The following is a 25011-nucleotide window of genomic DNA, read 5'->3' on the forward strand; positions in this document are numbered from 1 at the left end:
TTTGCCTTCATGGATCATTGTCGCGCATAGCTGCATCATGAAGCGCATGATGACGCCATGACTGCCGGGCGGACAACCGGCTTCACCGATATCGACACGACGCACTGGACGTTGCGTTACCTGCCGCCCTGGGCACGACCCTACGGGCGGCTGGCGCGCTGGGACCGGCCGATCGGCATCTGGCTGCTGCTGTTTCCCTGCTGGTGGTCGGCGGCGCTGGCGGCGGCGCCCAACTGGGCGCAGCTCGCGGGCTACATGGCCCTCTTCACGGTCGGCGCCATCGCCATGCGCGGCGCCGGCTGCACCTGGAACGACATCGTCGACCGCAAGGTCGATGCCGGCGTCGAGCGTACGCGAGGCCGGCCCCTGCCCTCGGGCGAGCTGAAGCTGCACCACGCGCTGATCTGGATGGCGCTGCAGGGCGCGGTGGGCGCGGCCGTCCTGTTCAAGCTCAACAAGTTCGCGGGGGGCGTGGCGCTGCTGTCGCTGGTGCTGGTCGCGATCTACCCGACGATGAAGAAGATCACCTCCTGGCCGCAGGTGGTGCTGGGCTTCGCCTTCAACTGGGGCGCGCTGGTGGGCTACGCCACCGTGACCGGGACGCTCTCGTGGGCCACCGTCGCGCTCTATTTCGGCGGCGTCGCCTGGACGATGGTCTACGACACGATCTACGCCATGCAGGACCAGCGCGACGATGCGGTGGTCGGCGTGCGCTCGACGGCGCGCCGCTTCGCCGCCGCACCGCGGCGCTGGCTGAGTTTCTTTGCGGTGCTGGCGATCGGGTTCTGGATCGCGACCGGCCTGCTGGCGCCGCTCGGCGTCGGCTACTTCATCCTGCTGGCCGGCATTGCCGCACACCTCTGCTGGCAGATCGCGCTGCTGAAACCGGATGATCAGGCCGACTGCCTGATGCGCTTCAAGTCCAATCGCCTCGTCGGGTGGCTCATGCTGGCGGCCCTCATCGTCGACAGGATTGCTTGATGTCCAAGCTGCCCAGCGACCCCGAGGGATTCATACGCGCCAACACCGCCCTCGAGGTGCCGGCGATGGTGCCCGAGTTCAGGCTGTGGCTGGCCACCGAGTATGTCCCGATCTGGCAGGCCACCGAGGCGTGGCTGGAGGAGCAGAACGTCGACCCACCCTACTGGGCCTTCTGCTGGCCGGGCGGCCAGGCGATCGCGCGCCACCTTCTCGACAATCCCGACCTGGTCACGGGAAAGCGGGTGATCGACTTTGCGGCCGGTTCCGGCGTCTCCTCGCTTGCGGCGGTGCGGGCGGGTGCCGCCTCCGTCGTGGCCAACGACATCGACCGGCTGTCGCTGGTTGCCGCAGGCCTCAACGCCACGGCCAACGGTCTTTCCATCGAGACGAGCAGTGAGGACTGGCTGGCCGGAACGCCGGGAGCCCCCGAGGCCGACGTGGTGATCGCAGGCGACGTCTGTTACGAGCGCGAGATGTCGGTGCAGGCGCTGGCCTGGTTGCGCAGCCATGCCGCCAAGGGCCGCCTGGTCCTGCTGGGCGACCCCGGCCGCAACTATTTCAGCGCCCAGGGCCTCGAGGAACTGGGCCGCTATGAAATACCGACCTCGCTCCAGCTCGAGAACCGGGGCATGCGCGAGACCGTCGTCTGGCGGGTGCTGCCCGTTTCGTGAAGCTATTCGGCGGCGGGCTGTTATAATTCCGTAACTGTTCTTTCACAGACGGATCGGGCTACAGCAAATACATGCCCCCTAGCACCCAGAAATCAAAGATAAGCGCGGCCGACTTCGCGAGCCTGTACGAGGGCTTCAACGCGCCGGTCTCGCGCTTCGATTGTGGCCGCAAGTGCGCGCCGCTGAACGACGGAGAGCCGGTCTGCTGTTCGACGCAGAACGCAGTGCCCGTCGTGCACAAGGCCGAGTGGGCGCTGCTCAAGACCCGCACCGACCTGTGGTCCAAGTTCAAGCCCTACGATTATTCCACCCGGATGATCGTCGAGGAGCTGACCTCCGACTGCATGGCCATCCACTGCAAGGGCGCGCGGCACTGCGAGCGCGACAACCGCACGATCGCCTGCCGCGGCTTCCCCTTCTTTCCCTACCTGACGCGGCAGAAGCAGTTCGTCGGCATCGGCACCTACTGGGTGTTCCAGGACCGCTGCTGGATGATGTCCAATCTCGAGGTCGTCGACCGCACGTTCGTCGAGGAGTTCATCACCGCCTACGAGGCGCTGTTCATCAAGGATCCGAGCGAGTTCGAGACCTATGTCGATTACTCGGCGACGGCGCGGCGCGTCTACTCCCGCTGGAAGCGCGAGATTCCGCTGCTCGGCCGCAAGGGCGAATTGCTGATCGTGACGCCTTCGACCGGCGAGATCCGCCCGGGCAAGCCGCGCGACTTCCCGAAGATGGAGCCCTTCAATTCGGAGAAGAACTACAAGCAGGCCATCAAGGACGCCGGCGGCGAATACCCGAAGGACGGGCTGCGCCCGAGCTGAACCTGTCAACGCTTGCAGGCGCCGCTAAAGGTCCCTCGCTGCGCTCGGGATGACAATTTTGTTGGGATCTGCTCAGTGCGCCCATTAAGAAAACGGTGTCATCCCGAGCGCAGCGAGGGACCTTTCCTTCACGGGAAGATCCACGCCACGACGTGCTAGAACACCGCCGTGTCGTCCCTCACCCGCCGTCGCATCGCCTGGACGCTGTTGCTGCTCACGCCCGCGATGTTCGCCGTCAACATGCTGATGGCGCGCTACGCCACGTTCGTGCCGCCGAACGCGCTGGCACTGGGGCGGTGGTTCTTCGTGGCGGTGCTGCTGCTGCCGTTTGCGGGGCCGCGCCTCATGCGCCATCGCCATGCTCTCACGCGCGAGTGGCGCGACCTGCTGCTGCTCGGCGCGATCGGCATGTGGATCTGCGGCGCCTGGGTCTATATCGGCGCGCGCTCCGTACCGGCGCTCAACATCGGGCTGATCTATGCCGCCTCGCCGATCCTGGTCGTCGCCCTAGGCCGCCTGTTCTATCGCGAGCGGCTGACGATGGGCCGCATCGCAGGCATCGTGCTCTGCCTTGCCGGTGTCGCCGCGGTATTCGCCAAGGGCCGTCTCGCAAATCTCCTGTCGGTGCAATTCACCGAGGGCGATCTCTGGATTGCGGCCGCCTCGGCCTGCTGGGGCCTCTATTCGGTGCTGCTCAAGGCGCGTCCCAGCGCGCTCGATCCGCTGACGCGCCTCTGCGCCATCTCGTTCGCGGGCTGCCTCGTGCTGCTGCCGTTCACCGTGGGCGAGGCCCTCATCTGGCAGGCGCCGGACCTCGGCGACTGGCGCACCTGGGCGTCGTTCCTGGTGCTCGCCGTCATTCCCGGCGTCGGCGCCTACGGTGCCTTCGCCTATTGCGTGCGCGAGCTGGGACCGTCGGTCACCAGCGTCTCGATGTATCTCGGGCCGCTCTATGTCGGCATTCTCGCCTGGATCATCCTCGGCGAAGCGCCGCAATGGTATCATCTCATCGGAACGGTGCTGGTGCTGCCTGGCCTGTTCCTCGCCACACGCTCGGCCAGCAAAGGAATCTGACATGAAACGCGCGATCCTCGCCGTCCTCGCCCTGATGGTTGCCGTTCCCGCAGCAGCCGAAGAAATCGGCTCGGTCGGCTATCGCTTCAAGTGGCTGGGTCCCAACGACAAGATCGTGGTCGAGGCCTTCGACGATCCCGACCTCGGGGGCATCACCTGCTATCTCGCGCGCGCCCGCACCGGCGGCTTCAAGGGCATGGTCGGCCTGGCGGAGGATCCGCCCTACGCGTCGATCTCCTGCCACCAGGTCGGCCCGATCGACGGCGACAAGGCCGAGAAGCTCAAGAGCCCGCACGAAGTGTTCAGCGAGCGCGCCTCGCTGATCTTCAAGACCACGCAGGTCGTCCGCTTCTACGATCCCAAGCGCCGTGCGCTCATCTACCTCACCTACACTGACCGCGTGATCGAAGGCAGCCCGCAGAACTCGATCAGCGTCGTGCCCGTCGGCCTGCGCTGACTTCTCCGGAGAATTATGAAATGACCACTCGTCCCACGCCGAACTGGCGCTCGCTGATGTTCGTGCCGGTACTGGCCGAACGCTTCATCGCCAAGGCCCATACGCGCGGCGCCGATGCGCTGATCCTCGACCTCGAGGATTCGATCATTCCGGCCAAGAAAGCCGAAGCCCGCGCCGCGATTGCCGCCGCCGTGCCGCGGGTGGCACAGAACGGCGCCGACGTCGTGGTCCGCATCAACCGGCCGCTCGAACTGGCGGTGCCCGACATCGAAGCCGCGGTGATGCCGGGTGTCTCGGCGCTGATGCTGCCCAAGGTGATGGGACCCGAGCATGTGCGCCTGCTGGCCGAGCTGGTGACCGAGCGCGAGACGCAGCTCGGCATGGAGATCGGCCACACCCGCTTCCTTGTCCTGATCGAGACGGTGGCCGCGCTGCCGCATCTCTTTGCCATCGCCGCCGAGCCGCGCATGGCCGGCATGTCGGTCGGCGGCGAGGATTTTGCCACCGACATGGGCGCGATCCCGTCGGCCGACAGCATGTACGTCTTCGCCATGCAGGGACTGGCCGCCTGCCGCGCCGCCGGCATCCTGCCGATGGGCTCGATGGGCCAGCTCGCCAAGATCGACGATCTCGAGTCCTATCGCGCCGGCCTGAAGCGCGGCCGCGAGCTGGGCTTCACCACGGCCTCCTGCATCCACCCCGCCCACGTGCCGATCATCAACGAGGAATACGGCGCCTCCGACGCCGAGATCGACCGCGCCCGCCGCCTGCTCGCGGCCTTCGAGGTCGCCAAGGCCAATGGCGAGGGCGCGGTCGCCTTCGAGGGCAGCATGGTCGACCTGCCGATCGTTATCCGGGCGGAACGTTTGCTCGCGCGGGCCGCTTCGTGGAAGAAGACCGGCTGAACGGGAGCCCTGGACAATGTCGCTTGCGATCTACGGCCACCTCTTTTCGTCCTACACCCAGAAGGTGTTGATGGCGCTTTACGAGAACGGCACGCCGTTCGAGTTCCGCGCGCTGGGGCAGGAAACGCCCGAGCATGTCGGCGAGTGGCTGAAGCGCTGGCCGTTGCGCAAGTTCCCCGTGCTGGTCGACGGCGATCGCACCGTCGTCGAGACCAGCATCATCATCGAGTATCTGCAGCTCGCGCATCCGGGCGCGGTGCGCCTGATCCCGGCCGACCCGATGGCTGCGCTGGACGTGCGCTTCCTCGACCGCTTCTTCGACCTGCATGTGATGAACATGATGCAGCTCGCGGTCGACGGAGCGCTCACCGGCGATCCGATCAAGCGCAAGGACGGCCACGACGCCGCCATCGAGAAGCTCGAACGCGCCTACGCCTGGCTCGATAGCGAACTGGCCGGCCGGAGCTGGGCCCTGGGCAGCGACTTCACGATGGCCGACTGCGCTGCCGCACCGTCGCTGTTCTATGCCGACTGGGTGCACCGGATCCCCGAATCCTATCCGGTGCTGCGCGCCTACCGCACGCGCCTGCTCGCGAGACCGTCCTTCGCCCGCTGCGTCGACGACGCGCGACCGTTCCGCCCCCTCTTCCCGCTGGGCGCACCGGACCGGGATTAGCAAGACGGCAAAGGTCCCTTGCTACGCTCGGGATGACACAGGGTTTGTTGCCCCATCCATTGTCATCCCGAGCGTAGCGAGGGACCTTTCTTAACCTTCGCCTCACCGATACAGGAACGTCCCCAGCAGGACCCAGCGGCCGGCCTTCGGGGCGCCGACCAGCGGCGTCGTGTAGTGCCAGAAGGGCAGGCGATAGGCGGTGACGGTCGAGGGGCCTGCCACCGAGACGATCTCGCTGAAATGGCCGGCGCGGCTGTAGACCAGCCACTGGTGCTCGACGCCGGGGGTGCACAGGCTGAGATGCAGGTCGATGTATCCGCCGATCGCCGCCTTGTTCTCGGGATGGTGATCGTTGTGCGGGCCGGCATAGTCGCCCGGACCGTAGCGCAGCACCTGCAGGCCCCAGCCCGACTTGAGCCTGCGTCCCGCCAGCGCCTCGGCGAAGGCGCGGAAACTCTGTGACCGCATCATGCGGGCGAGGCCGATCCGTTCGGCGGCCTTCACACCGGGCTCACGGCGGCTCTCGAAATAGATCGTGCGCGCCCGGCTGCTCTTGGGCAGCAGTTCGGCATAGTCCTGCTTCATCTCGAAGATCGTGTCGGGCGGGATCGGCCGCTCGATCGCCTCCAGCACGTCCGGCAACTCCGCTTCGAGCGTTCGCCGCACGCGCGCGACCTTGGCGCGATCCAGCAGGTCCTCGGCCGCCAGGAACCGCGTGCGCGGATTGGCCAGCGCCCCGCACAGCGGATGCGTGCCCGCCAGCACGCGCCGGCCGGCGCGGCTCAGCAGGTCCTCGAATTCAGCCGGAATGCCGTTTGATCTCATCGGTCAGCCCCTCTAAACGACGTGCCTAGCATGCCTTACGCCTCGCTTCGCGACTTCATCGACCGGCTGGAGAAGAGCGGCCGTCTCGTGCGCGTCACCGCGCCGGTCTCGCCGAACCTGGAGATGACCGAGATCCAGACGCGCCTGCTGGCCGAGAAAGGCCCGGCGGTGCTGTTCGAGAACGTGGTGCGGCCCGACGGCACGCGCTCCGACATCCCGGTGCTGGTCAACCTGTTCGGCACGGTCGAGAGGGTGGCCTGGGGCATGGACCGCGAGCCCGGCCAGTTGCGCGCCGTGGGCGAGACGCTGGCTTTCCTGCGCCAGCCCGAGCCGCCGGGCGGATGGCGCGAGGCGCTCGAGATGCTGCCGATGGTGCGCACCGTCATGGCGATGAAGCCGAAGACGGTGAGTTCCGCGCCCTGCCAGGAGATCGTCCTCACCGGCGACGACATCGACCTCGGGAAACTGCCGATCCAGACCTGCTGGCCGGGCGAGCCCGCGCCGCTCATCACCTGGCCGCTGGTGGTGACGCAGGGACCCAACCCGAAAGGCGACAAGCAGGACAGTTTCAACCTCGGCATCTACCGCATGCAGGTGACGGGCAAGAACACGACGCTGATGCGCTGGCTGAAGCATCGCGGCGGCGCTCAGCATCACCAGCGCTGGCATAAGTCAGGCAAGCGCGAGCCGCTGCCGGCCGCCGTCGTGATCGGCGCCGATCCCGGCACCATCCTGGCCGCCGTGACGCCGGTGCCCGACACCTTGTCCGAGTATCAATTCGCCGGGCTCCTGCGCGGCAAGAAGGTCGAGTTGGTCGCGTGCAAGACCGTGCCGCTCAAGGTGCCGGCCGAGGCCGAGATTGTGCTCGAGGGCCATGTCAGCCTCGACGACTATGGCGACGAAGGCCCCTACGGCGACCATACCGGCTACTACAACAGCGTCGAGCCATTCCCCGTCTTCACGATCAGCGCCATCACCATGCGGCGCAAGCCGATCTACCTCTCGACCTTCACCGGCCGCCCGCCCGACGAGCCCAGCGTGCTGGGCGAGGCGCTGAACGAGGTGTTCATTCCCCTCTTCCAGCAGCAGTTCCCCGAGATCGTCGACTTCTGGCTGCCGCCCGAGGGCTGCTCCTATCGCATCGCCGTGGTGTCGATGAAGAAGGCCTATGCCGGCCACGCCAAGCGCGTGATGATGGGCGTGTGGAGCTATCTGCGGCAGTTCATGTACACCAAGTGGGTGATCGTGGTGGACGCCGACATCGACGCCCGCAACTGGAAGGACGTGATGTGGGCGCTGTCGACCCGCATGGACCCGGCGCGCGACATCACGGTGATCGAGAACACGCCGATCGACTATCTCGACTTCGCGAGCCCCGTCTCCGGCCTCGGCTCCAAGATCGGCCTCGATGCGACCGACAAGTTCCCGGGCGAGAGCAATCGCGAATGGGGGCGCCAGATCCGCATGGACGACGCGGTGATCGAAAAGGTCGATGCGATGTGGAGCAAGCTCGGCCTGCCGGGATCCGGCAGGAAGATCTGGCGTTGAGTAGAGGGCATCAACAGGGACGAGACGGATGGACGACTTCGACAATCTCGAGAATGCAACGGTCGATGACCTCAAGGCCATCGCCAAGGGCCAGGCCGAGATCGCCAGCAAGGTCGGCGATCACCTGATCGCGCATCTCAGCCTGCTGAAGGGCGATTTCGGCGGTTTTCCGATCGACCGCTACGACCACTGCCTGCAAGCCGCGACGCGCGCCCATAACGACAAGCGCAGCGCCGAGTACGTCGTCTGCGCGCTGTTCCACGACATCGGCGACACGCTGGCGCCGTACAATCATGGCGAAGTGGTTGCCGAGATGCTGCGACCCTTCATCGACGAACGGAACTATTTCATGGTGCAGCGCCACGGCGTGTTCCAGGGCTACTACTTCTGGGGCAAGCTCGGCCTCGATCGCAATGCGCGCGACAAGTACAAGGACAGCCCGTACTTCAACGATACGGTCGAGTTCTGCGAGAAGTACGACAGCCCGTCCTTCGACAAGAACTATCCCAACCTTCCGATCGAAGCCTTCCGCCCGCTCATCGACGAGGTGCTGAAGTCCCCGAAACAGGCATCCGTCTATTCGGCGATCTTCGCGAAGACGAAATAGCTCGACCCACCCGCGGCTCCGCGGGGGAGTAGCGCATCTCCACGCACTCCCTGTGACAGGAGCCGTACTGCCCTTGCCGCGTTGAGGCTCGTAGAAAAGTCTCAATGCGCGTCCAAGGGACCTGCGTGCCGCCCGCCCCCAACAAGCTCCTCGAAGGTCCGATCCTCCGCTCCCTGCTGACGCTCGCCGTGCCGATCGTGACGGCGAACGTGCTGCAGTCGGCCTACCAGATCATCGATGCCTTCTGGGTCGGGCGGCTGGGCGGAGCCGCGGTGGCCGCGGTGTCGATCAGCTTCCCCGTTCTGTTCCTCACCTTTGCCATCGGCTCCGGCCTGTCGCTCGCCGGATCGACCCTGATCGCGCAGTATGTCGGCGCGCGTAACGACAAGATGGTGGCGCACGTCGCGGGCCAGACGCTGCTGATGGTGATCCTGGTCTCGGTGGTGCTGGGCACGATCGGCTATTTCTGCTCGCCGGCGCTGCTGCGTCTGATGGGCGTCGGGCCCGACGTCTATCCCGGCGCGCTGGGCTTCATGCGCGTGTCGTTCGTGGGCATCGTTTTCAATTTCACCTTCTTCGTGTTCCAGGCGATCATGCGCGGCATCGGCCGGCCGACCCTGCCGGTCTATATCGTGCTGGGCACGGTGTTCCTGAACTTCGTGCTCGACCCGCTGCTGATCTTCGGCTGGGGCCCCGTGCCGGGCTACGGCGTGATGGGCGCCGCCATCGCCACGCTGGTTACCCAGGCGATCGCCGCCATCATCGGCATCGCCGTCCTCCGCCTGGGCCTGCACGGCATCCATGTGCGGCGACGCGACTTCATTCCCGACTTCGGCTACGTGAAGCGCGCCTTCTTCCTAGGCCTCCCCGCCTCCGTCGAACTCTCGGCGCGGGCGCTGGGCCTGATGGTGATGACGTTTCTGATTGCCAGCTTCGGCACGCTGACGCTGGCGGCCTACGGTGTCGGCTCGAACATCCTGCAGGTCGTGATGGTGCCGGCGATGGGCCTGTCGATGGCGATCTCGACCCTGGTCGGCCAGAACATCGGCGCCGGCAACATAGAGCGCGCGGCGCAGATCGGGCGCCTGGGCGGGCTGCTCGGGTTCGCGAGCCTCTCCTTCTTCGGCATCATCGTCTTCCTGTTCGCGCCCCAGCTCGTTTCCGTCTTCGTGCCGGGGGACGCCGCCGTGATCGAAGCCGGCGCGGGCTTCCTGCGCATCATGTCGCTGGCCTGGGGCTTCCTCGGCCTGCAGTTCGCGCTGACGGGCGTGTTCCGCGCCTCGGGCAACATGGTCCTGACGATGGTGCTGACTCTCGTATCGCAATGGGTCGTGCAGTTTCCGCTCGCCTACGTGCTCTCCAAGCACACGGACCTGCACGAGCAGGGAATCTGGTGGGCGTTGCCGGTCTCCAACATCGTCACGGCGCTGATCACCCTGTGCCTCTACGCCAAGGGCGACTGGAAGAAGAAGCGCCTGATCGAGCCGGAAGAGGAACTTGCCGGCAAGGTGACCGAAGACATCCTGGTTGGCGAGGTATCGCGCTAGTTCCTGTTGCGGTGGCCCGGATTAATGTAAAGTTCCTTAACATGAGCTGGAAGCGCACCGACCGTGAGGAGCGGAAGTATCACCACGGCAGTCTGCGCGAGGCGCTGATCAAGGCTGCCCGCGAACTCATCAAGGAAAAGGGCCCGGCGGGCTTCACCTTTGCCGATGCCGCGCGCTCCGCCGGCGTGAGCCCGGCTGCGCCCTACCGCCATTTCCGTGACCGCGACGCGCTGATGGCGGACGTGGCGCGCGAGGGCTTCGAGCGTTTCGCCGCGATGCTTGCGAGCGGCTGGGCCAACGGCAAACCCGATCCCGTCACGGCCTTCCACAATATCGGCAAGGCCTACCTCACCTTCGCGCGGTCGGAGCCCGCCTACTACGCCGCCATGTTCGAATCGGGCATTTCCCCCGACACGAATCCCGAGCTGCGCACCGCCTCGGAACGGGCCTTCGCCGTGCTGCGCGCCGCGGCCGATCAACTGGTCGTCCTTCTCCCGGCCGCCACGCGCCCGCCCGCCCTGATGATGAGCCTGCACATCTGGTCGATGTCGCACGGCATCGCCTCCCTGTTCGGGCGCGGCGATTCCGGCCGGCGGCCGCTGCCCATGACGGCCGAGGAACTGCTCGAATCCGAAGTGCTCATCTACCTGCAGGGCCTGGGCTTTCCTTCGGCGCGCTGAAAGTTTTTGCCGAGGCCTTGACTCACCGGGCTGCCAACCCCAATGTAAATGTCGTTAACATTCACATCGTTAACATCAGCAAAAGGGGGCTCCCACATGGGCCTGATCGAAAAAATAGACGACCTCGGCAAGCCGGCGTGGATTGCGCTCATGGTGCTGAGCTTCATCCTGTTCTGGCCCGTCGGCCTGGCCCTTCTCATCTATCTCAAAGGGAGTGGACGCATGTTTTGCTCGAAGCGCTACGGTCACTGGAACATGCCCGATGGCCGCTCGTGCCGTGAGGAATTCCGCGGCTGGAAGCGGCGCTCCGGCTGGGGCCGCTCGAGCAGCAGCGGCAACGTCGCCTTCGACGAGTATCGCGAGGAGACGATCAACCGCCTCGATCAGGAGCAGCGCGAGTTCCGCGACTTCCTCGACAAGCTGCGCGCCGCCAAGGATCGCGCCGAGTTCGACCAGTTCATGGCCGAACGACGCAATCGCCCGGCCGCCAGCGAGCCGCCACCGGCGCCCAGCGCCGCCTGACACTTCGGAGGCAGATATTCCACGACGCGCCCGCGGCTCACGCCGCGGGCGTTTTCGTCAGTGATCGAGTTTCATCGGCAGACGTTCGGCCTCGGCGCGCCGGGAAAGGTCGGAAAGGATCGCGAAGGCGTAGCGCGCGCATCTTTCCACGGTGCGCTCCTCGGGCGGCACCCGGCCCCAGGCGGAAATGTCGACGGCAGGAGCCTTCCAGGTTGCAGCGTTCAGGTCCGCGAGCTGGCGGCGCAGCGTGGCCACCGAGCCCATCACCACACGGCTCCCCGCGACATCCTCCCCTTCGAACGTGATCTCGAAGGCGACCGGGAGCCACAGCTCCACATTCCGTACGAGATGCGAATAGCGCGACCGGAAACCCTCGGCGGTGGAGCGGGCGAGCGCGATGTCGTCGTCCCAATCTTCCGCCAGGACGGCAGGCATGCGCAGGGATGGATTCTCGGCGTAGGCGGCCCACAGCACCAGGGAGCCGAATCCGTCCCAGCCCGGCCGAGCAGTGAACCAAGCCGCGGCTTCGCTCTCGTCCCAGTCGAGCGGAATCTCGATCCGTTCGCCGAGCGCCTTTGCCAGCATCGCGCGCCAGGCGAGCACCTTGGGGCGAATTCGATCCTGGCTCCGGGCGGTGCCGGTCGCTTTACCGGCTCCAGCCGGACGCGGCGCTCCGCGTTTGCGCGCCGCGGTTTCGGCCACGCTTTCCCAGGCACCCGCATAATAGCGCGTGAGCGGCCCCACATAGACGTCTAGGGCCATGAAAGACTCGGTCCCTTCGGTTCGATTTCTGACTGGCGGTCGCTTCTTGCACCTTCGCTACACGTACAATCGGAACGAGCAGATGCGCAATCGCGAATCGCCGGCCAGGCCTCGGTTTTCGCGCGGACCGATCAGACCACGTCGGCTGCTACTGCGGCTCGAGGTTCAAGCCCTTCACCAGCTCGATCCAGATCGGCCCCTCCTCGGCGACGATCTTCTCGAAGAAGACGTGATCGCGCGCCGCATTGTCGATGCCGAAGGTGGCGAGGATCTTCTGGATGCGCTCGCTCTTGCCGCCTTCGACCATGAGGTCCGAGAGTTTCTGCACGATCTCCTTCGGCATGCCGGCGGGACCCACCAGCCCGATCCAGCCCTGCACCTGGAAGGCCTTGTCGGTGACGCCCTGCTCGAAGAAGGTCGGCACGTCAGGCAGCTTGGCCATCCGCTTCATGGTCGGCACGGCGATCGGCCGGCCGTTACCCGACTGCAGCACCCCGGAGGCGGCGGCGACGCTGCCGCTGCCGCCCTGGACCGCGCCGGAGGCCACGTCCTGCCACATAGGCGCCTCGCCGCGGTAGTGCACGGCCTCCATGCCGAGCTTGTAATGGCGGTTCAGCGCCTCGACGACGACGTGGCTGTAAGAACCGGCGCCATAAGTGCCGAGGCTGGTCTTGTTGGCGCGCGCATGGTCGGCGAGCTCGGCCAGGTTCTTCACCGGCAGCTTGCTGTTCACGATCAGCGGCAGATGCCCCGCATCCATCCACGAGATCAGGACGAAGTCCTTGTCCGGATCGTAGGGCAGTTTCTTGAACAGGACCTTGTTCATGATCATCGTCGTGGAGATCGTCCACATCAGCGTGTAGCCGTCGGGCGCAGCGGCCTTCACCTGCTCGGCCGCGATCGCGCCGCTGGCGCCGGTCTTGTTCTCGACAGACACCGGCTGACCGGTTTTCTGGGAGATGTACTCGCCATAGGCACGGGCGAAGGTGTCGGTCAGACCGCCCGCCGGGTAACCGCAGATGATGCGGATGGGTTTGTTGGGCCAGGCTCCCTGGGAAATCGCGGGAGCCGGCAGAGCAGCGGCAACGGCAGCGGCCGAGCCATAACGCAGCACATCACGTCGCGACGCACGCACGATCATCGATTGCCTCCCTGCGGCGCGGAATTTTTTTGACGGTCAGGCCGTCTCGGGCGCGCCTGGGACGAGCATGGCGGCGATTTCGCAGGGCGTAAAGACCGCACCGCAATGCGGTAGACCTACTGGGGCTCGATCCCCAGGCTCCTGATGACCTCGATCGAGACCGGGCCCTCCTCGTCGAGGACCTGACGGAAATAGGCGGCGTCCCGCGCACCCTCGTCGATCGCGAAGGTGTCGTTGATCTTCTGAACCCGTTCGGTCCGGCCGGCCTCGACCATCAGCCTCGAGAGCTTCTGCACCACCTCGGGCGGCGTCCCGGCCGGGGCGGCGCAGCCGACCCAGCCGCGGATCTGGAACGCCTTTTCCGTCAGCCCCTGCTCGTAGAAGGTCGCGACGTCGGGCAGCTTCTTCATGCGCACCATGGTCGGCACCGCAATCGGCTTGACGCTGCCCGCCTGCAGCACCGCCGCGCCCGAGGCATAGCTGCCGGTGGCGCCCTGCACGGCGCCCGAGGCCACGTCCTGCCACATCGCCGACTCGCCGCGATAGTGCACGGCCTCCATCTGCAGTCCGTAGTGACGGTTCAACGTCTCGGTGACGATATGGGCGAACGAGCCGATGCCGTAGGTGGCAAGCGAGACTTTGCGGCCCTTCGCCCAGGCGGCGAATTCCGGAATGTTCCTGACCGGAACATCCTTGTTCACCATCGTCGGCAGGTGCCCGGTGTTGAACCAGGCGACCAGGGCGAAATCCTTGTCGGGATCGTAGGGCAGCTTTTTGAACAGCGCCTTGTTCTGCACCATCGTCGTGGAATTGGTGAACATCAGCGTGTAGCCGTCGGGCGGCGATTGCTTGACGATCTCCGCGCCGATCGCGCCCGCCGCACCGGCCTTGTTCTCGACGATCACCGGGTGGCCGGTCTTCTCGGCCACGTACTCGCCGTAGGCGCGGGCGAAGATGTCGGTGAGCCCACCTGCCGGATAGGTGCAGACGATCTTGATCGGCCTGGCCGGCCACGCCTGCGCAATGGCCGGCGCCGGCAGTGACGCCGCAAGCGCCGAGAGTGAGCCGTAGCGCAACAGGTCGCGCCGCGTCGTCCGCAGGATCATGGTCGCCTCCCCCTATGGGCGGCGACTCGTTGTGGGACGGCCTGTTGTTAGGGGGCCGTCCTGGTCGCGCCCGACTTGAGCATGGCGTCGATCTCGCCCTGCGTAAACCCGGCCTCCTGCAGGACCTCGACACTATGCTCGCCCAGCCGGGGCTGCAGGCGCGTGATCTCCGGCTTGGTCTTGCTGAAGCGCGGCGGGATGTCGGTCATGCGCAACTTGCCCTCGGTCGGATGATCGACATGCTTCCAGAAGCCGGTCGCCTCGAGCTGCGGATCGACGAACAGGTCGTCGAGTGTGTTCACCGGCCCGTGCGGCACGTTGGAGTTCTTCAGCAGCTCCACCCATTCGGCGTTGGTGCGCTCGGCGCACAGGCCGGCCAGGGTCGCGTAGTATTGCTCGACGTTCTTCAGACGGTTGGCCATGCCCTGGAACCGCTCGTCCTGCGCGAGGTCCTCGCGGCCGACCAGGGTGCAGAACTCCCGCCAGTGACCGTCGGTGTACGGCAGCAGCGCGAAGTAGCCGTCCTTCGACGGATAGGGACGGCGCTCCTTGTTGAGCACGCGCTTGTAGCCGGCCGTGTCGAGCGCCGGCTCGAAGGTCTCGCCGTAGAGATGCTCGACCATCACGAAGGAGACCAGTGTCTCGTACATCGGCACCTCGACCGACTGGCCCTTGCCGGTGCGCTCGCGCGCGAACAGGGCAGCGAGCAGGGCCGAGACGACGCCGTTGGAACTCGTCTTGTCGGCCACGATCGTCGGCAGGAAGCGCGGCTGGCCCGCGACCACGGTCTGCAACGCGGCCAGGCCGGAGCCGGCCTGGATGATGTCGTCATACGCGGCCTTGGCGCCCATCGGACCGGCGGCGCGATAGCCGTAAGTGGCCAGATAGACGAGGCGCGGATTGATCTTCTCGAAGGCTTCGTATTCGACGCCGAGGCGCTTGGCGGGACCGGGGCGATAATTGTGCATCAGCACATCGGCGGTCTCGGCCAGCTTGAACAGGGCGGCGCGGCCGGCCTCCTGCTTGAGGTCGAGCACGATCGACCGCTTGGAACGATTGCAGCCGAGATAGAAGGCCGACATGCCGGGATTGCGCGCCGGTCCCAGCACGCGCGTCGTGTCGCCTTCGGGCGGTTCGATCTTGATGACGTCCGCCCCGAGATCGCCCAATTGCTGCGCCGCCCACGGACCCAGCACGACGGTCGTGCAGTCGAGAATGCGAACGCCGTCCAACGGACCTGCCATCTGATGATTCCTCCGATTATTCGATCCCGCTTACCACAAGTTGGTCACCATCCCAGGGCGAATTCACAGGCAACATCCGGCTGGTGCAGGACGTTTCATCCTGCAGCAAAGGAGACCGCAAAAATGAATATCGAGGTCCTGCGTCTTGCCGGTTCGCTCGCTGTGGCGGGCACCGTCATGCTCACCGCCTCCGCAGCGATGGCCGGCGACTGGAAGAAGGGCCGGGGGCACCACAAGCATCATCACCATCACCACTATGATCGCGAGGTCGTGGTCGTGCAGCCGCCGCCCCGCGTCTACTACGCGCCTCGCCCCGTGGCCGTTTACCCGGCGCCCGTCTATGCCCCGCCGGTGGCCTACGCCCCTGCCTACGGGCCTGCCTATCCCGGCGGCAATCTCAGCATCGGCGTGAACGTCCCGCTGCGTTAACCGTCGTTTCCCCTCCCCTTCGCGGACTCCGCAAAGGGGAGGGAAACAAGCCGGGTTGACGCCCGGCGGCAAATCGACGATTGTCGCGCCCAACATGCTGCGACTGACGACGCTACGACTTATTGGCTGATCCGCCGCCCGACCGGGAAAACCGGAAGGGCCCTGCGGATCGCTTGTCGTTCGTCTCTGTTTTACCCAACCAGTCGCCGCCTCAATTCCATCCATCGCAGTGTTCGTTTGAGCCATACGGCCGTGCGCGGCGCGAGGAGCTACGTCATGTCATCCCAAAACTCTCACGTCACCAATCCCCAGAAGCCCATGATGCCGATTGCGGCCGAGAAGTACGTGCCCTTCAAGCCCGTGCCCCTGCCCGACCGCAAGTGGCCGAACGCCGTGATCACCAAGCCGCCGATCTGGTGCGCGGTCGATCTGCGCGACGGCAACCAGGCGCTGATCGAGCCGATGGACTCCGACCGAAAGACGCGGATGTTCAAGTTGCTCTGCGACATGGGCTTCAAGGAAATCGAGATCGGCTTCCCCGCCGCTTCGGAGACCGACTTCGAGTTCGTGCGTGAGCTCATCGAGAAGAAGATGATCCCCGACGACGTCACCATCCAGGTGCTGACGCAGAGCCGGCCCGAGTTGATCGAGCGCACGTTCGAGGCCTGCCGCGGCGCCAGGCGCGTCATCGTCCATCTCTACAACTCGACCTCGACCCTGCAGCGCCGCGTCGTGTTCGGCCTCGACACGGCCGGCATCATCGATATCGCCGTGACGGGCGCCAAGCTGGTCAAGCAGATGGCCGACGCCGATCCCGCGACCGAGTGGGTGTTCGAGTATTCCCCCGAGAGCTTCACCGGCACCGAGCTCGAATTCGCCCGCGACATCTGCGCCGCCGTCGCGGACGTCTACAAGCCGACGCCGCAGAAGAAGATGATCTTCAACCTGCCGGCCACGGTCGAGATGTCGTCGGCCAACGTCTATGCCGACCAGATCGAATGGTGCCACCGCAACTTCAAGGATCGCGATTCGATCATCCTCAGCCTGCATCCGCACAACGACCGCGGCACCGGCGTGGCGGCGGCCGAGCTCGGCTACATGGCCGGCGCCGACCGCATCGAGGGCTGCCTGTTCGGCAACGGCGAGCGCACCGGCAACGTCGACCTGGTCACCCTGGGCCTCAACATGTTCACGCAAGGCGTGGATCCCGAGATCGACTTCTCGAACATCAACGAGATCCGCCAGACGGTCGAATACTGCAACCAGCTGCCCGTCCATCCGCGCCATCCCTATGGCGGCGACCTCGTCTTCACTGCCTTCTCGGGCTCGCACCAGGACGCGATCAACAAGGGCTTCAAGTCGCTCGAGGCGTCGAACAGCAAGGTCTGGGAAGTCCCCTACCTGCCGATCGATCCGGCCGATCTCGGCCGCAGCTACGAGGCGATCATCCGCATCAACAGCCAGTCGGGCAAGGGCGGCATCGCCTACATCCTGAAGAGCGACTACGGCATCGACATGCCGCGGTTGCTGCAGGTCGAGTTCTCCAAGGTGATCCAGCAGATCGCCGACGAGACCGGCAAGGAGATCCAGCCGGCCCTGATCTGGGACACGTTCCGCAAGGAGTATCTGGAGAACGCCTCGCCGGTGGCGTTCGACAGCCACACGACCGTGCCCGACCCCGATCACGCCGACGTGCGGCTTCTCGATGCCAAGGTGACCTTCAACGGCAAGCCGGCGACCATCTCGGGCCGCGGCAACGGTCCGATCGCGGGCTATGTCGATGCGCTGGGCAAGAATTGCGGCATCCAGATCCGGGTGCGCGACTATCACCAGCACGCCACGGGCGCCGGTTCCGACGCCCAGGCCGTCAGCTTCATCGAGGCCGAGACGCCCGGCGGCAAGGTCCTGTGGGGAGTCGGCATGGACTCGAACATCGTGGCGGCCTCGCTCAAGGCCGTGACCTGCGCCGCCAACCGCGCCGCGGCGCTCAAATAGCGGTACCGCCGCTTCAAGGCGGGCGATAGCATCGGGGCGTGCGGGAGACCTTCCGCGCGCCCCGCAACGACCATGGACTGAAGAAGTGGCGCTTCCCGATCCTGTTGCGACACGCCGGCGGGCCGAAGGCCCGTTCATGCGCGGCGCCCGTCACGTCTGGAACGCCGCGATTTCCCTCACGCTGGGCGCGATGATCGGCATCCTCGGCCACCAGTTCGTGGGCGATGCGGTGACCCGCCTGTGGCCCGACCAGGCGATGATCGCCGATCTCGTGCGTGCCACATTCTGGACACTCGGTATCGCTGCGACCGGCGTGTTGTTCTTCTCCTACTATCTCGACGACACGGGCCGATAGCGCGTAGAACGGCCTCATGGCCAAAGCGAAAAAGACCGCCCCCAAATCCTCCCCGAAGAAGCCGGCTGCGAAGAAGTCGGCAAAGCCCGCCACCCGGAAGGTGGTGAAGAAGGCCGCGCCCAAGAAGGCAGCGCCTGAGAAGCTAGTGCCTAAGAAGGTCGCGCCGAAGAAGGCTGCTCCAAAGAAAGCCGCTCCGAAGAAGATCGAGAAGGTGGCTCCGAAGGTCGCCAAGCGCCCGGCGCCAAAGATCGCGAAATCGCCCGCGCGCAAGCCTGTGCCGAAACCCGTCACCAAGGCGGCCGTGAAGATCGCGCGCAACACGCACCCAGCCGGCGCACTCGACCCCAATCTCCTGTCCGACCTGCTGAAGTGGGCGAAGGACTTCGGCGCGGACGCGGCCGACGCGCTCTACGTCAACGGCGAGTCGATCTCGGTCGCGCAGCGGCTGGGCAAGCGCGAGAAGCTCGAAAGCAGCGAGGGCCGCGACCTCGGCCTGCGCGTGTTCGTGGGCAAGCGCCAGGCCTTCGTCTCCTCGACCGACTTCGCGCCGGCCTCGCTGCGGGAACTGGCGAGCCGCGCGGTCGACATGGCGCGCGCCGTGCCGGAAGACCCGGTCTGCGGCCTCGCGCCCGAGGAATTGCTGGCCCGCTCGTGGCCCGACCTCGACCTCGACGACAGGACGCGCCCGACGGCCAAGAAGCTGATCGCCATGGCCTCCGAGGCCGAGGATGCGGCACGCGCCGTGAAGGGCGTGACCAATTCCGAAGGCGCCGAGGCCGGCTGGGGCCGCACCTCGGTGATGCTGGCGGCCAGCAACGGCTTCTCGGGCGGCTACAGCCGCAGCGGCTTCTCGCTGTCCTGCTCGGTGCTGGGCGGCGAAGGCACAGGCATGGAGCGCGACTATGAATGGACCAGCGCGGTCCATCTCGAGGACCTGATGTCGGCCGCCAAGGTCGGCCGCAACGCCGGCAAGTTCGTGGTGCGCCGCCTCAACCCGCGCAAGGCGCAGAGCGCGCGCGTGCCGGTGATCTACGATCGCCGCGTCTCGGGCGGCCTGATCGGCCATCTCGCCGGCGCCATCAACGGTCGCGCCGTGGCGCGCGGCACCTCGTTCCTGAAGGACAAGATGGGCGAGCGCGTGTTCGCCGAGGGCATCCGCATCCTGGACAATCCCCTGCGCAAGCGCGGGCTGGGCAGCCGCCCGTTCGACGCCGAGGGCCTGGCGACCTCGCGCCGCGCGGTGATCGACGACGGCGTGCTGACCACCTGGCTGCTCGACCTCGCGGCCGCACGCCAGCTCAACCTCAAGCCGACCGGCCACGCCTCGCGCGGCGTCTCCGGTCCGCCCTCGCCCACGACCTCGAATTTCTATCTCGAGAAGGGCAAGCTGTCGGTGAAGGAGCTGATCGGCGACATCAAGAGCGGCCTCTACATCACCGACATGATCGGCTTCGGTGTCAACGGCGTGACCGGCGACTACAGCCGCGGCGCCTCGGGCTTCTGGATCGAGAACGGCGAGCTTGCCTGGCCGGTGAGCGGCATCACCGTCGCCGGCAATCTGAAGGACATGTTCCTCAACATGACGGCCGCCAACGACCTCGAATTCAAGAGCTCGACCAACGCCCCGACCGTGAGAATTGAAGGGCTGACCGTCGCCGGCTCGTGATAAACTGTCGGGCATGACCTTCATGCCCAATGCACGAATTCTCGCCGCAACGACGGCGCTTATCTGCAGCCCCGCCTTCCTCGGGGCTGCGCCCGCGCAAGCCCAGGATGGCGGCTTCCGCGACTGCCTGGCCGGCATCAAGGCCGATGCGCTGAAGCAGGGCGTACCGGCATCGGTCATCGATGGCGCCTTCCAGGGACTGACGCCCGACCAGAAGGTCGTCGATCTCGACAACCGCCAGCCCGAATTCTCGCTGACCTATGCCAAGTATGTCGGCGGCACGGTTTCGCTCGATCGCATCCAGAAGGGTCAGCAGAAGATGGCGCAGCACCGCGCCCTGCTCGACCAGCTGCAGGCCGAATACGGTATCCCGCCGCAATACATCATGGCCTTCTGGGGCATCGAGACCAACTACGGCACCTATATGGGCGACTTCCGTGTGGTGCGGTCCGTCGCAACGCTGGCCTGCATGACCAAGCGCCGCGAGTTCTTCAGCAACGAGACGGTCCAGGCGCTGCGCATCCTCAACAGCAACCACATGACCAGCGACCAGATGCGCGGCTCGTGGGCCGGCGCCATGGGCAACATGCAGTTCATGCCTTCGACCTTTACCCGGTGGGCGGTCGACCGCGACGGCAACGGCCGGATCGACATCTGGAACAGCCTGCCCGACGCCTTCGCCTCGGCGTCCAACTACCTGCGCGGCGTCGGCTTCAAGCCCGGCCTCCCCTCGAGCGAGGAGGTAATGCTGCCCCAGGGATTCCCGCTCGACCAGGCCGACACGACGGTCGAGAAGCCGGTGAAGACCTGGGCGTCGATGGGCGTCAAGAAGATGAACGGCGGTGCGCTGCCCGCGGTCGACGACGCCGCCTCGATCCTGCTGCCTGCCGGCTTCCGCGGCCCCGCCTTCATCATCTATCCGAACTTCAAGGCGGTGATGAACTGGAACCGCTCGACGCTCTACGCCCTGTCAGTCGGCATCCTGGCCCGCCAGATCGCCGGCGGCCCGCCGGTGCAACAGCAGGCCCCGGCGGACGATGCGCCGATCTCGCGCAACACGGTGATCGACATGCAGATGCGCCTGGCGCGTCTCGGCCTCTACAAGGACGAGGCCGACGGGCTGTTGGGCCCCAAGACCCGTTCGGCCCTGCGCCTGTTCCAGCAGCAGCAGGCGCTGCCGGCCGACGGCCATCCGACGCAGGAGTCGGTACGCCGCCTGCAGGCCGTCCAGTAACGGCGCCTTAGGCCGGCCTCAGCAGACGCACCGTTTCGGTCGAGAGACCGATCGACACGGGCAGGGTCAGCGCGTCGTCGCCGTCGATCTGGACCGGCTGGCGACGCCGTTCGCCGGCATCGTTCAGGACCGAGATCCTGACCTCGCGCCCGGCGACGACACGATAACCGGGTGTCTTCGGCAGCGTGCCAAGCACCAGTGCCGCGCCGAAGCGCAGAGCGTGCACCCAGCCCCAGCGCTCGAACAGGCAAACATGCAACAGCGGGGCATCGAGCGACGCTTCCGGCGCCACGACATAGGGGCCGGCATAGTGGCGGGCGTGCGTCACGATCACTGACGCGGCCTCGTGACGAACACCGTCGATCTCGACGGCATAGCGCACCGGCCGGTAGCGCCTGGCCTCGATCAGCGAGCGCCAGACATAGGCGATCTTGCCCCAGCGGCGTTTCAGCGGCGCAGTGACGCCCGCCACCACCTTGGCATCGAAGCCTGCGCCGGCCATCAGGGAGAAGCAACGCGGGCGGCCGACGCCACTGGCCTGGCCCGGATGCATCAGCACCTCGCGGCCGGCCGTGATGGCCTGGGCGAGCGCTGAGGCGGTCGAGCCCAGTCCCAGCTCGTGCGCCAGCACGTTGGCGGTCCCCAGCGGCACGAGGGCGAGCGGCGGCGCCGTGGCGGCGCGGGCGGCGAGGCCGTTCACCACCTCGTTGATCGTCCCGTCGCCGCCCGCGACCGCGATCACACCATAGCGTCCGGCATCGCACTGTTCGGCAAGGCGGCGCGCATCGCCCGGCGCCGCCGTCTCGACGACATCGACCGTCCAGCCCAGGGATCTGACGTGGCGCACGACCGCATCGACCAGCCCGCGGCGGCGCCGGCCAGCCGTCGGATTGAAAATGAGAAGCACCGATGGGGCAGCGCCGGTGATTGAGGCGAATGTCATCGAACAGTCACAACCGATACACCTCCACGCAACGGCTCCCTTACACAATCCCATGCGTACCGTGCAATCTCGCACAACAGATTTAGTGCCGGCCCGACACTATCCACATGACCGTGCCTGTATCATGACGCTCCACGAGCGAAACCAGCCCGCCCGTCACAGGGCGATCTTCCTGTCCGACATCCATCTCGGCACGCGCGGCTGCCAGGCCGACTTGCTGCTCGACTTCCTGCGGAAGAACGAGAGCGAGCATCTCTACCTGGTGGGCGACATCGTCGACGGCTGGCGCCTCAAGCGCTGGTGGTACTGGCCGCAGAGCCACAACGACGTGGTTCAGAAGATCATGCGCAAGGCCCGCAAGGGCACCAACGTGGTCTATATCCCCGGCAACCACGACGAAGCCGCCCGGCAATATTGCCAGCTCACCTTCGGCGACGTGCGGGTCGAGGACGAGGCGATCCACGAGACGCCCGACGGCAGGAAACTGCTGGTGATCCATGGCGATCAGTTCGACGGCATCGTGCGCTACGCGCGCTGGCTCGCCATCCTCGGCGACTGGGCCTATGCCGCGGCCCTGCGCCTCAACACGATCTTCAACTGGGGACGGCGCAAGCTCGGCCTGCCCTACTGGTCGCTCTCGGCGTTCCTGAAGCACCGGGTGAAGAACGCGGTGCAGTTCATCAACGACTACGAGAAGGCGGTGGCAAGCGAAGCCCGGCGCCGCGGCGTCGATGGCGTCGTATGCGGGCACATCCATCACGCCGAGATGCGCATGATCGACGGCGTGCTCTACTGCAACGATGGCGACTGGGTCGAGAGCTGCACCGCGCTGGTCGAGGATTTCGACGGCCGCCTGCGCATCGTCCACTGGGCCGACGAGATGGCCCGCCGCGCCTCGCGCCTGCCGCTGTCCCAAGTTCGACTCGCCGCGGAGTAGACGCTTGCGCATCGCCATCGTTTCAGACGCCTGGCGGCCCCAGATCAACGGCGTCGTCCGCACGCTCGAGACGGTGGCGCGCATTCTTCGCGCCGAAGGCCACGAGGTCGAGGTGTTCGGCCCCGACCGCTTCCGCACCCTGCCCTGTCCGACCTATCCCGAGATCAGGCTGTCGCTGTTTCCGTCCTCGCGGCTCAGCCACATGCTGCAGCTGTTCGCGCCCGATGCCATCCATATCGTCACCGAGGGGCCGCTCGGCTGGGCAGCGCGCGGCTTCTGCCGGCGCCGCGGCATTCCCTTCACGACCGCCTATCACACGCGCTTTCCCGAATATGTCCGCGCCCGCATCCGGGTGCCGCTCGCGTGGAGCTACGCCTTCGTGCGCTGGTTCCACGCGCCTTCCGCCGGGGTGCTGGTCGTGTCGCCGGCGATTCGCGACGAACTGAGCGCGCGCGGCTTCAGGAACCTCGTGCCGTGGTCGCGCGGCGTCGACATCACCGCGTTCAAGCCGCAGCCGCATGAGGATATCGGCGATCCCCGCCCGATCTGGCTCTACGCCGGCCGCGTCGCCATCGAGAAGAACATCGAGGCCTTCCTCGACCTCGACCTACCCGGCACCAAATGGGTGGTGGGCGGCGGGCCGCAGCTCAAGTCGCTGCAGCGCCGCTACGCGAATGCACGGTTCTTCGGCTCAGTCGACTCCGCCGAGCTCTCATATCGCTATGCACAGGCAGACTGCTTCGTCTTCCCGAGCATCACGGACACGTTCGGCCTCGTGATGGTCGAGGCGCTGGCCTCCGGCGTGCCGGTCGCCGGATATCCCGTGCCCGGACCGCTCGATGTCGTGACCGATTCCAGGGTCGGTGCGCTCGACAAGGATCTGCGCACAGCCTGCCTCGCCGCGGTGTCGCGCGATCCCAAGGATTGCCGCCGCCATGCGGAAACCTTCACCTGGGAACGCTGTGCGCGGCAGTTCCTGGAGGCGCTGCAGGTCATTCCGCGTCGTCACTGGCAGCCCTTGCGCAATCGCGTGCTGCCCGACGCCGCCGCCCCCTGAGCGACATATTGCCCCCGTTCATTGTGGGTTGCGGCCCACCCCCGAGGAAGAGTAGATGCGGCGTCCGCATTCCTGAGGGCAGACCGGCATGGCCATCCAGTACTTCGCCAAAGTGACCGCATCCGACCACGAGGTGCTGCAGCGCATCGTGAAACACTATCCGCTCAGCTCCTATGCCGACTGGCATCTGAAGGAGATGAGCCGCATGTCCGACTGGCGCAGCCGTCGTCACGCCATCAAGATGGTGCCGGTGACGCCGCAGGAATTCGAGGAATACTGCAAGGAGAAGGGTGTCCCCAGCGACATCATCACCTTCAAGGCCTTCGTCTGCGAGAAGGGCGGCGGCTGATCGCTCCGCCGATCACCGGCGCGTAACCGGTTGAAGTCATCCGCGGCCTGCCTACGTTCAGGACACCGCAGGAGGACTTCGATGCCAGCCCTCAATCACCTGATCGTCCACGCGAAGGACAAGGATGCGTCGGCCGAGTTCCTGGCCGGCATCCTGGGCGTCGAAGCCGGCCCGCAATGGGGTCCGTTCCGCCCGGTGCAGATGTCGAACGGCGTTACCCTCGACTTCATCGGCACGCCCCATCCCAGCACGACCCACTACGCCTTCCTCGTCGACGACGCGGAATTCGATGCCTCGTTTGCGCGGATCCGGCACGCCGGCATCCCCTACTACGCCCATCCCAACAAGAGCGGCCCGGGGGAGATCAACCATCTCTACGGGGGCCGGGGTGTCTATTTCGAGGATCCCTGCGGCCACATGCTCGAACTCATCACCACACCCTACGGCGATTCTCCGGCTTAGGGCTTCAAAAGGAT

The 25011-nt window shown here is 66.2% G+C and carries 27 protein-coding genes; 21 read left to right on the top strand and 6 right to left on the bottom strand.

All coding sequences use genetic code 11. The features are described 5' to 3' along the window. The first annotated feature begins 57 nt into the window (after nucleotides 1-57). The 7 genes from ubiA to ACO07I_RS09635 all read left to right on the top strand — a co-directional run bounded on the left by ubiA (nucleotide 58) and on the right by ACO07I_RS09635 (nucleotide 5588). On the top strand, nucleotides 58-981 hold the full coding sequence (ubiA, locus tag ACO07I_RS09605; protein ID WP_422016675.1) for a 4-hydroxybenzoate octaprenyltransferase: 924 nt from the start codon (nucleotides 58-60) through the stop codon (nucleotides 979-981). Beyond that, nucleotides 981-1652, top strand: a complete 672-nt coding sequence (locus ACO07I_RS09610) for a class I SAM-dependent methyltransferase (RefSeq protein WP_422016677.1) — start codon at nucleotides 981-983, stop codon at nucleotides 1650-1652. The genes ubiA and ACO07I_RS09610 overlap by 1 nt, the downstream gene beginning before the upstream one ends. A gap of 71 nt (nucleotides 1653-1723) precedes the next feature. Continuing rightward, nucleotides 1724-2476 carry a hypothetical protein gene (locus ACO07I_RS09615; RefSeq protein ID WP_422016679.1) on the top strand — a complete coding sequence of 251 codons (753 nt, stop codon included), beginning with the start codon at nucleotides 1724-1726 and terminating at the stop codon, nucleotides 2474-2476. A gap of 168 nt (nucleotides 2477-2644) precedes the next feature. Continuing rightward, the gene (locus tag ACO07I_RS09620; RefSeq protein ID WP_422016681.1) at nucleotides 2645-3550 is read left to right on the top strand and encodes a DMT family transporter; all 906 of its coding nucleotides are present in this window, start codon (nucleotides 2645-2647) and stop codon (nucleotides 3548-3550) included. 1 nt (nucleotide 3551) lies between these two features. Then, nucleotides 3552-4007 carry a CreA family protein gene (locus tag ACO07I_RS09625; protein ID WP_422016683.1) on the top strand — a complete coding sequence of 152 codons (456 nt, stop codon included), beginning with the start codon at nucleotides 3552-3554 and terminating at the stop codon, nucleotides 4005-4007. A 20-nt stretch (nucleotides 4008-4027) separates the two neighbouring features. After that, the gene (locus ACO07I_RS09630) at nucleotides 4028-4912 is read left to right on the top strand and encodes an HpcH/HpaI aldolase/citrate lyase family protein (RefSeq protein WP_422016685.1); all 885 of its coding nucleotides are present in this window, start codon (nucleotides 4028-4030) and stop codon (nucleotides 4910-4912) included. 16 nt (nucleotides 4913-4928) lie between these two features. After that, nucleotides 4929-5588, top strand: coding sequence for a glutathione S-transferase family protein (locus ACO07I_RS09635; protein WP_422016687.1), 660 nt, complete (start codon nucleotides 4929-4931; stop codon nucleotides 5586-5588). A gap of 102 nt (nucleotides 5589-5690) precedes the next feature. Here the strand turns inward: ACO07I_RS09635 and ACO07I_RS09640 are convergent, their stop codons facing one another. Beyond that, on the bottom strand, nucleotides 5691-6413 hold the full coding sequence (locus ACO07I_RS09640; protein WP_422016689.1) for a hypothetical protein: 723 nt from the start codon (nucleotides 6411-6413) through the stop codon (nucleotides 5691-5693). Between the two features lie 30 nt (nucleotides 6414-6443). On the opposite strand from ACO07I_RS09640, the gene ACO07I_RS09645 reads away from it, so the two are divergent. From ACO07I_RS09645 to ACO07I_RS09665, 5 genes are all read left to right on the top strand, one after another. Beyond that, complete coding sequence (locus ACO07I_RS09645) at nucleotides 6444-7961, top strand: UbiD family decarboxylase (protein ID WP_422016691.1); 1518 nt, start codon at nucleotides 6444-6446, stop codon at nucleotides 7959-7961. Nucleotides 7962-7989: 28 nt separating this feature from the next. Continuing rightward, entirely contained in the window at nucleotides 7990-8568 is a 579-nt protein-coding gene (locus tag ACO07I_RS09650; RefSeq protein WP_422016693.1) for an HD domain-containing protein, read from the top strand. Between the two features lie 104 nt (nucleotides 8569-8672). Continuing rightward, nucleotides 8673-10115, top strand: coding sequence for an MATE family efflux transporter (locus ACO07I_RS09655; protein WP_422016695.1), 1443 nt, complete (start codon nucleotides 8673-8675; stop codon nucleotides 10113-10115). 41 nt (nucleotides 10116-10156) lie between these two features. Beyond that, a complete protein-coding gene (locus ACO07I_RS09660; protein WP_422016697.1) occupies nucleotides 10157-10795 on the top strand; it encodes a TetR/AcrR family transcriptional regulator in 639 nt (212 codons plus the stop codon). Nucleotides 10796-10891: 96 nt separating this feature from the next. Then, on the top strand, nucleotides 10892-11317 hold the full coding sequence (locus ACO07I_RS09665; RefSeq protein ID WP_422016699.1) for a DUF2852 domain-containing protein: 426 nt from the start codon (nucleotides 10892-10894) through the stop codon (nucleotides 11315-11317). 57 nt (nucleotides 11318-11374) lie between these two features. On the opposite strand, the gene ACO07I_RS09670 is transcribed toward ACO07I_RS09665, so the two are convergent. From ACO07I_RS09670 to ACO07I_RS09685, 4 genes are all read right to left on the bottom strand, one after another. Beyond that, complete coding sequence (locus ACO07I_RS09670; RefSeq protein WP_422016701.1) at nucleotides 11375-12079, bottom strand: hypothetical protein; 705 nt, start codon at nucleotides 12077-12079, stop codon at nucleotides 11375-11377. A 148-nt stretch (nucleotides 12080-12227) separates the two neighbouring features. Next, the gene (locus ACO07I_RS09675; protein WP_422016703.1) at nucleotides 12228-13220 is read right to left on the bottom strand and encodes a Bug family tripartite tricarboxylate transporter substrate binding protein; all 993 of its coding nucleotides are present in this window, start codon (nucleotides 13218-13220) and stop codon (nucleotides 12228-12230) included. Nucleotides 13221-13336: 116 nt separating this feature from the next. After that, on the bottom strand, nucleotides 13337-14326 hold the full coding sequence (locus ACO07I_RS09680; RefSeq protein ID WP_422016705.1) for a Bug family tripartite tricarboxylate transporter substrate binding protein: 990 nt from the start codon (nucleotides 14324-14326) through the stop codon (nucleotides 13337-13339). Nucleotides 14327-14373: 47 nt separating this feature from the next. Further along, on the bottom strand, nucleotides 14374-15570 hold the full coding sequence (locus ACO07I_RS09685; protein ID WP_422016707.1) for a CaiB/BaiF CoA transferase family protein: 1197 nt from the start codon (nucleotides 15568-15570) through the stop codon (nucleotides 14374-14376). Between the two features lie 123 nt (nucleotides 15571-15693). Between ACO07I_RS09685 and ACO07I_RS09690 the strand changes: the two genes are divergently transcribed. From ACO07I_RS09690 to ACO07I_RS09710, 5 genes are all read left to right on the top strand, one after another. Further along, on the top strand, nucleotides 15694-15999 hold the full coding sequence (locus tag ACO07I_RS09690) for a hypothetical protein (RefSeq protein ID WP_422016709.1): 306 nt from the start codon (nucleotides 15694-15696) through the stop codon (nucleotides 15997-15999). A 276-nt stretch (nucleotides 16000-16275) separates the two neighbouring features. Next, nucleotides 16276-17994 carry a 2-isopropylmalate synthase gene (gene leuA / locus ACO07I_RS09695; RefSeq protein ID WP_422016711.1) on the top strand — a complete coding sequence of 573 codons (1719 nt, stop codon included), beginning with the start codon at nucleotides 16276-16278 and terminating at the stop codon, nucleotides 17992-17994. A 136-nt stretch (nucleotides 17995-18130) separates the two neighbouring features. After that, a complete protein-coding gene (locus ACO07I_RS09700) occupies nucleotides 18131-18349 on the top strand; it encodes a hypothetical protein (RefSeq protein ID WP_422016713.1) in 219 nt (72 codons plus the stop codon). 16 nt (nucleotides 18350-18365) lie between these two features. Further along, a complete protein-coding gene (locus ACO07I_RS09705; protein WP_422016715.1) occupies nucleotides 18366-20015 on the top strand; it encodes a TldD/PmbA family protein in 1650 nt (549 codons plus the stop codon). Between the two features lie 13 nt (nucleotides 20016-20028). After that, entirely contained in the window at nucleotides 20029-21249 is a 1221-nt protein-coding gene (locus ACO07I_RS09710) for a lytic murein transglycosylase (RefSeq protein ID WP_422016717.1), read from the top strand. Nucleotides 21250-21256: 7 nt separating this feature from the next. Here the strand turns inward: ACO07I_RS09710 and ACO07I_RS09715 are convergent, their stop codons facing one another. Beyond that, nucleotides 21257-22192 carry a diacylglycerol/lipid kinase family protein gene (locus ACO07I_RS09715; protein ID WP_422016719.1) on the bottom strand — a complete coding sequence of 312 codons (936 nt, stop codon included), beginning with the start codon at nucleotides 22190-22192 and terminating at the stop codon, nucleotides 21257-21259. Nucleotides 22193-22316: 124 nt separating this feature from the next. Between ACO07I_RS09715 and ACO07I_RS09720 the strand changes: the two genes are divergently transcribed. The 4 genes from ACO07I_RS09720 (at nucleotide 22317) to ACO07I_RS09735 (ending at nucleotide 24997) form a co-directional block, all read left to right on the top strand. Beyond that, entirely contained in the window at nucleotides 22317-23129 is an 813-nt protein-coding gene (locus ACO07I_RS09720; protein WP_422016721.1) for a UDP-2,3-diacylglucosamine diphosphatase, read from the top strand. A 4-nt stretch (nucleotides 23130-23133) separates the two neighbouring features. Continuing rightward, complete coding sequence (locus ACO07I_RS09725) at nucleotides 23134-24186, top strand: glycosyltransferase family 4 protein (protein WP_422016723.1); 1053 nt, start codon at nucleotides 23134-23136, stop codon at nucleotides 24184-24186. An 88-nt stretch (nucleotides 24187-24274) separates the two neighbouring features. Continuing rightward, nucleotides 24275-24535: a hypothetical protein gene (locus tag ACO07I_RS09730; protein ID WP_298310067.1), complete on the top strand. Its 261-nt coding sequence runs from the start codon at nucleotides 24275-24277 to the stop codon at nucleotides 24533-24535. An 81-nt stretch (nucleotides 24536-24616) separates the two neighbouring features. Further along, nucleotides 24617-24997 carry a VOC family protein gene (locus ACO07I_RS09735; protein WP_422016726.1) on the top strand — a complete coding sequence of 127 codons (381 nt, stop codon included), beginning with the start codon at nucleotides 24617-24619 and terminating at the stop codon, nucleotides 24995-24997. Nucleotides 24998-25011 lie beyond the last annotated feature (14 nt).

The organism is Reyranella sp. (assembly GCF_965227665.1).
Taxonomy (GTDB): domain Bacteria; phylum Pseudomonadota; class Alphaproteobacteria; order Reyranellales; family Reyranellaceae; genus Reyranella.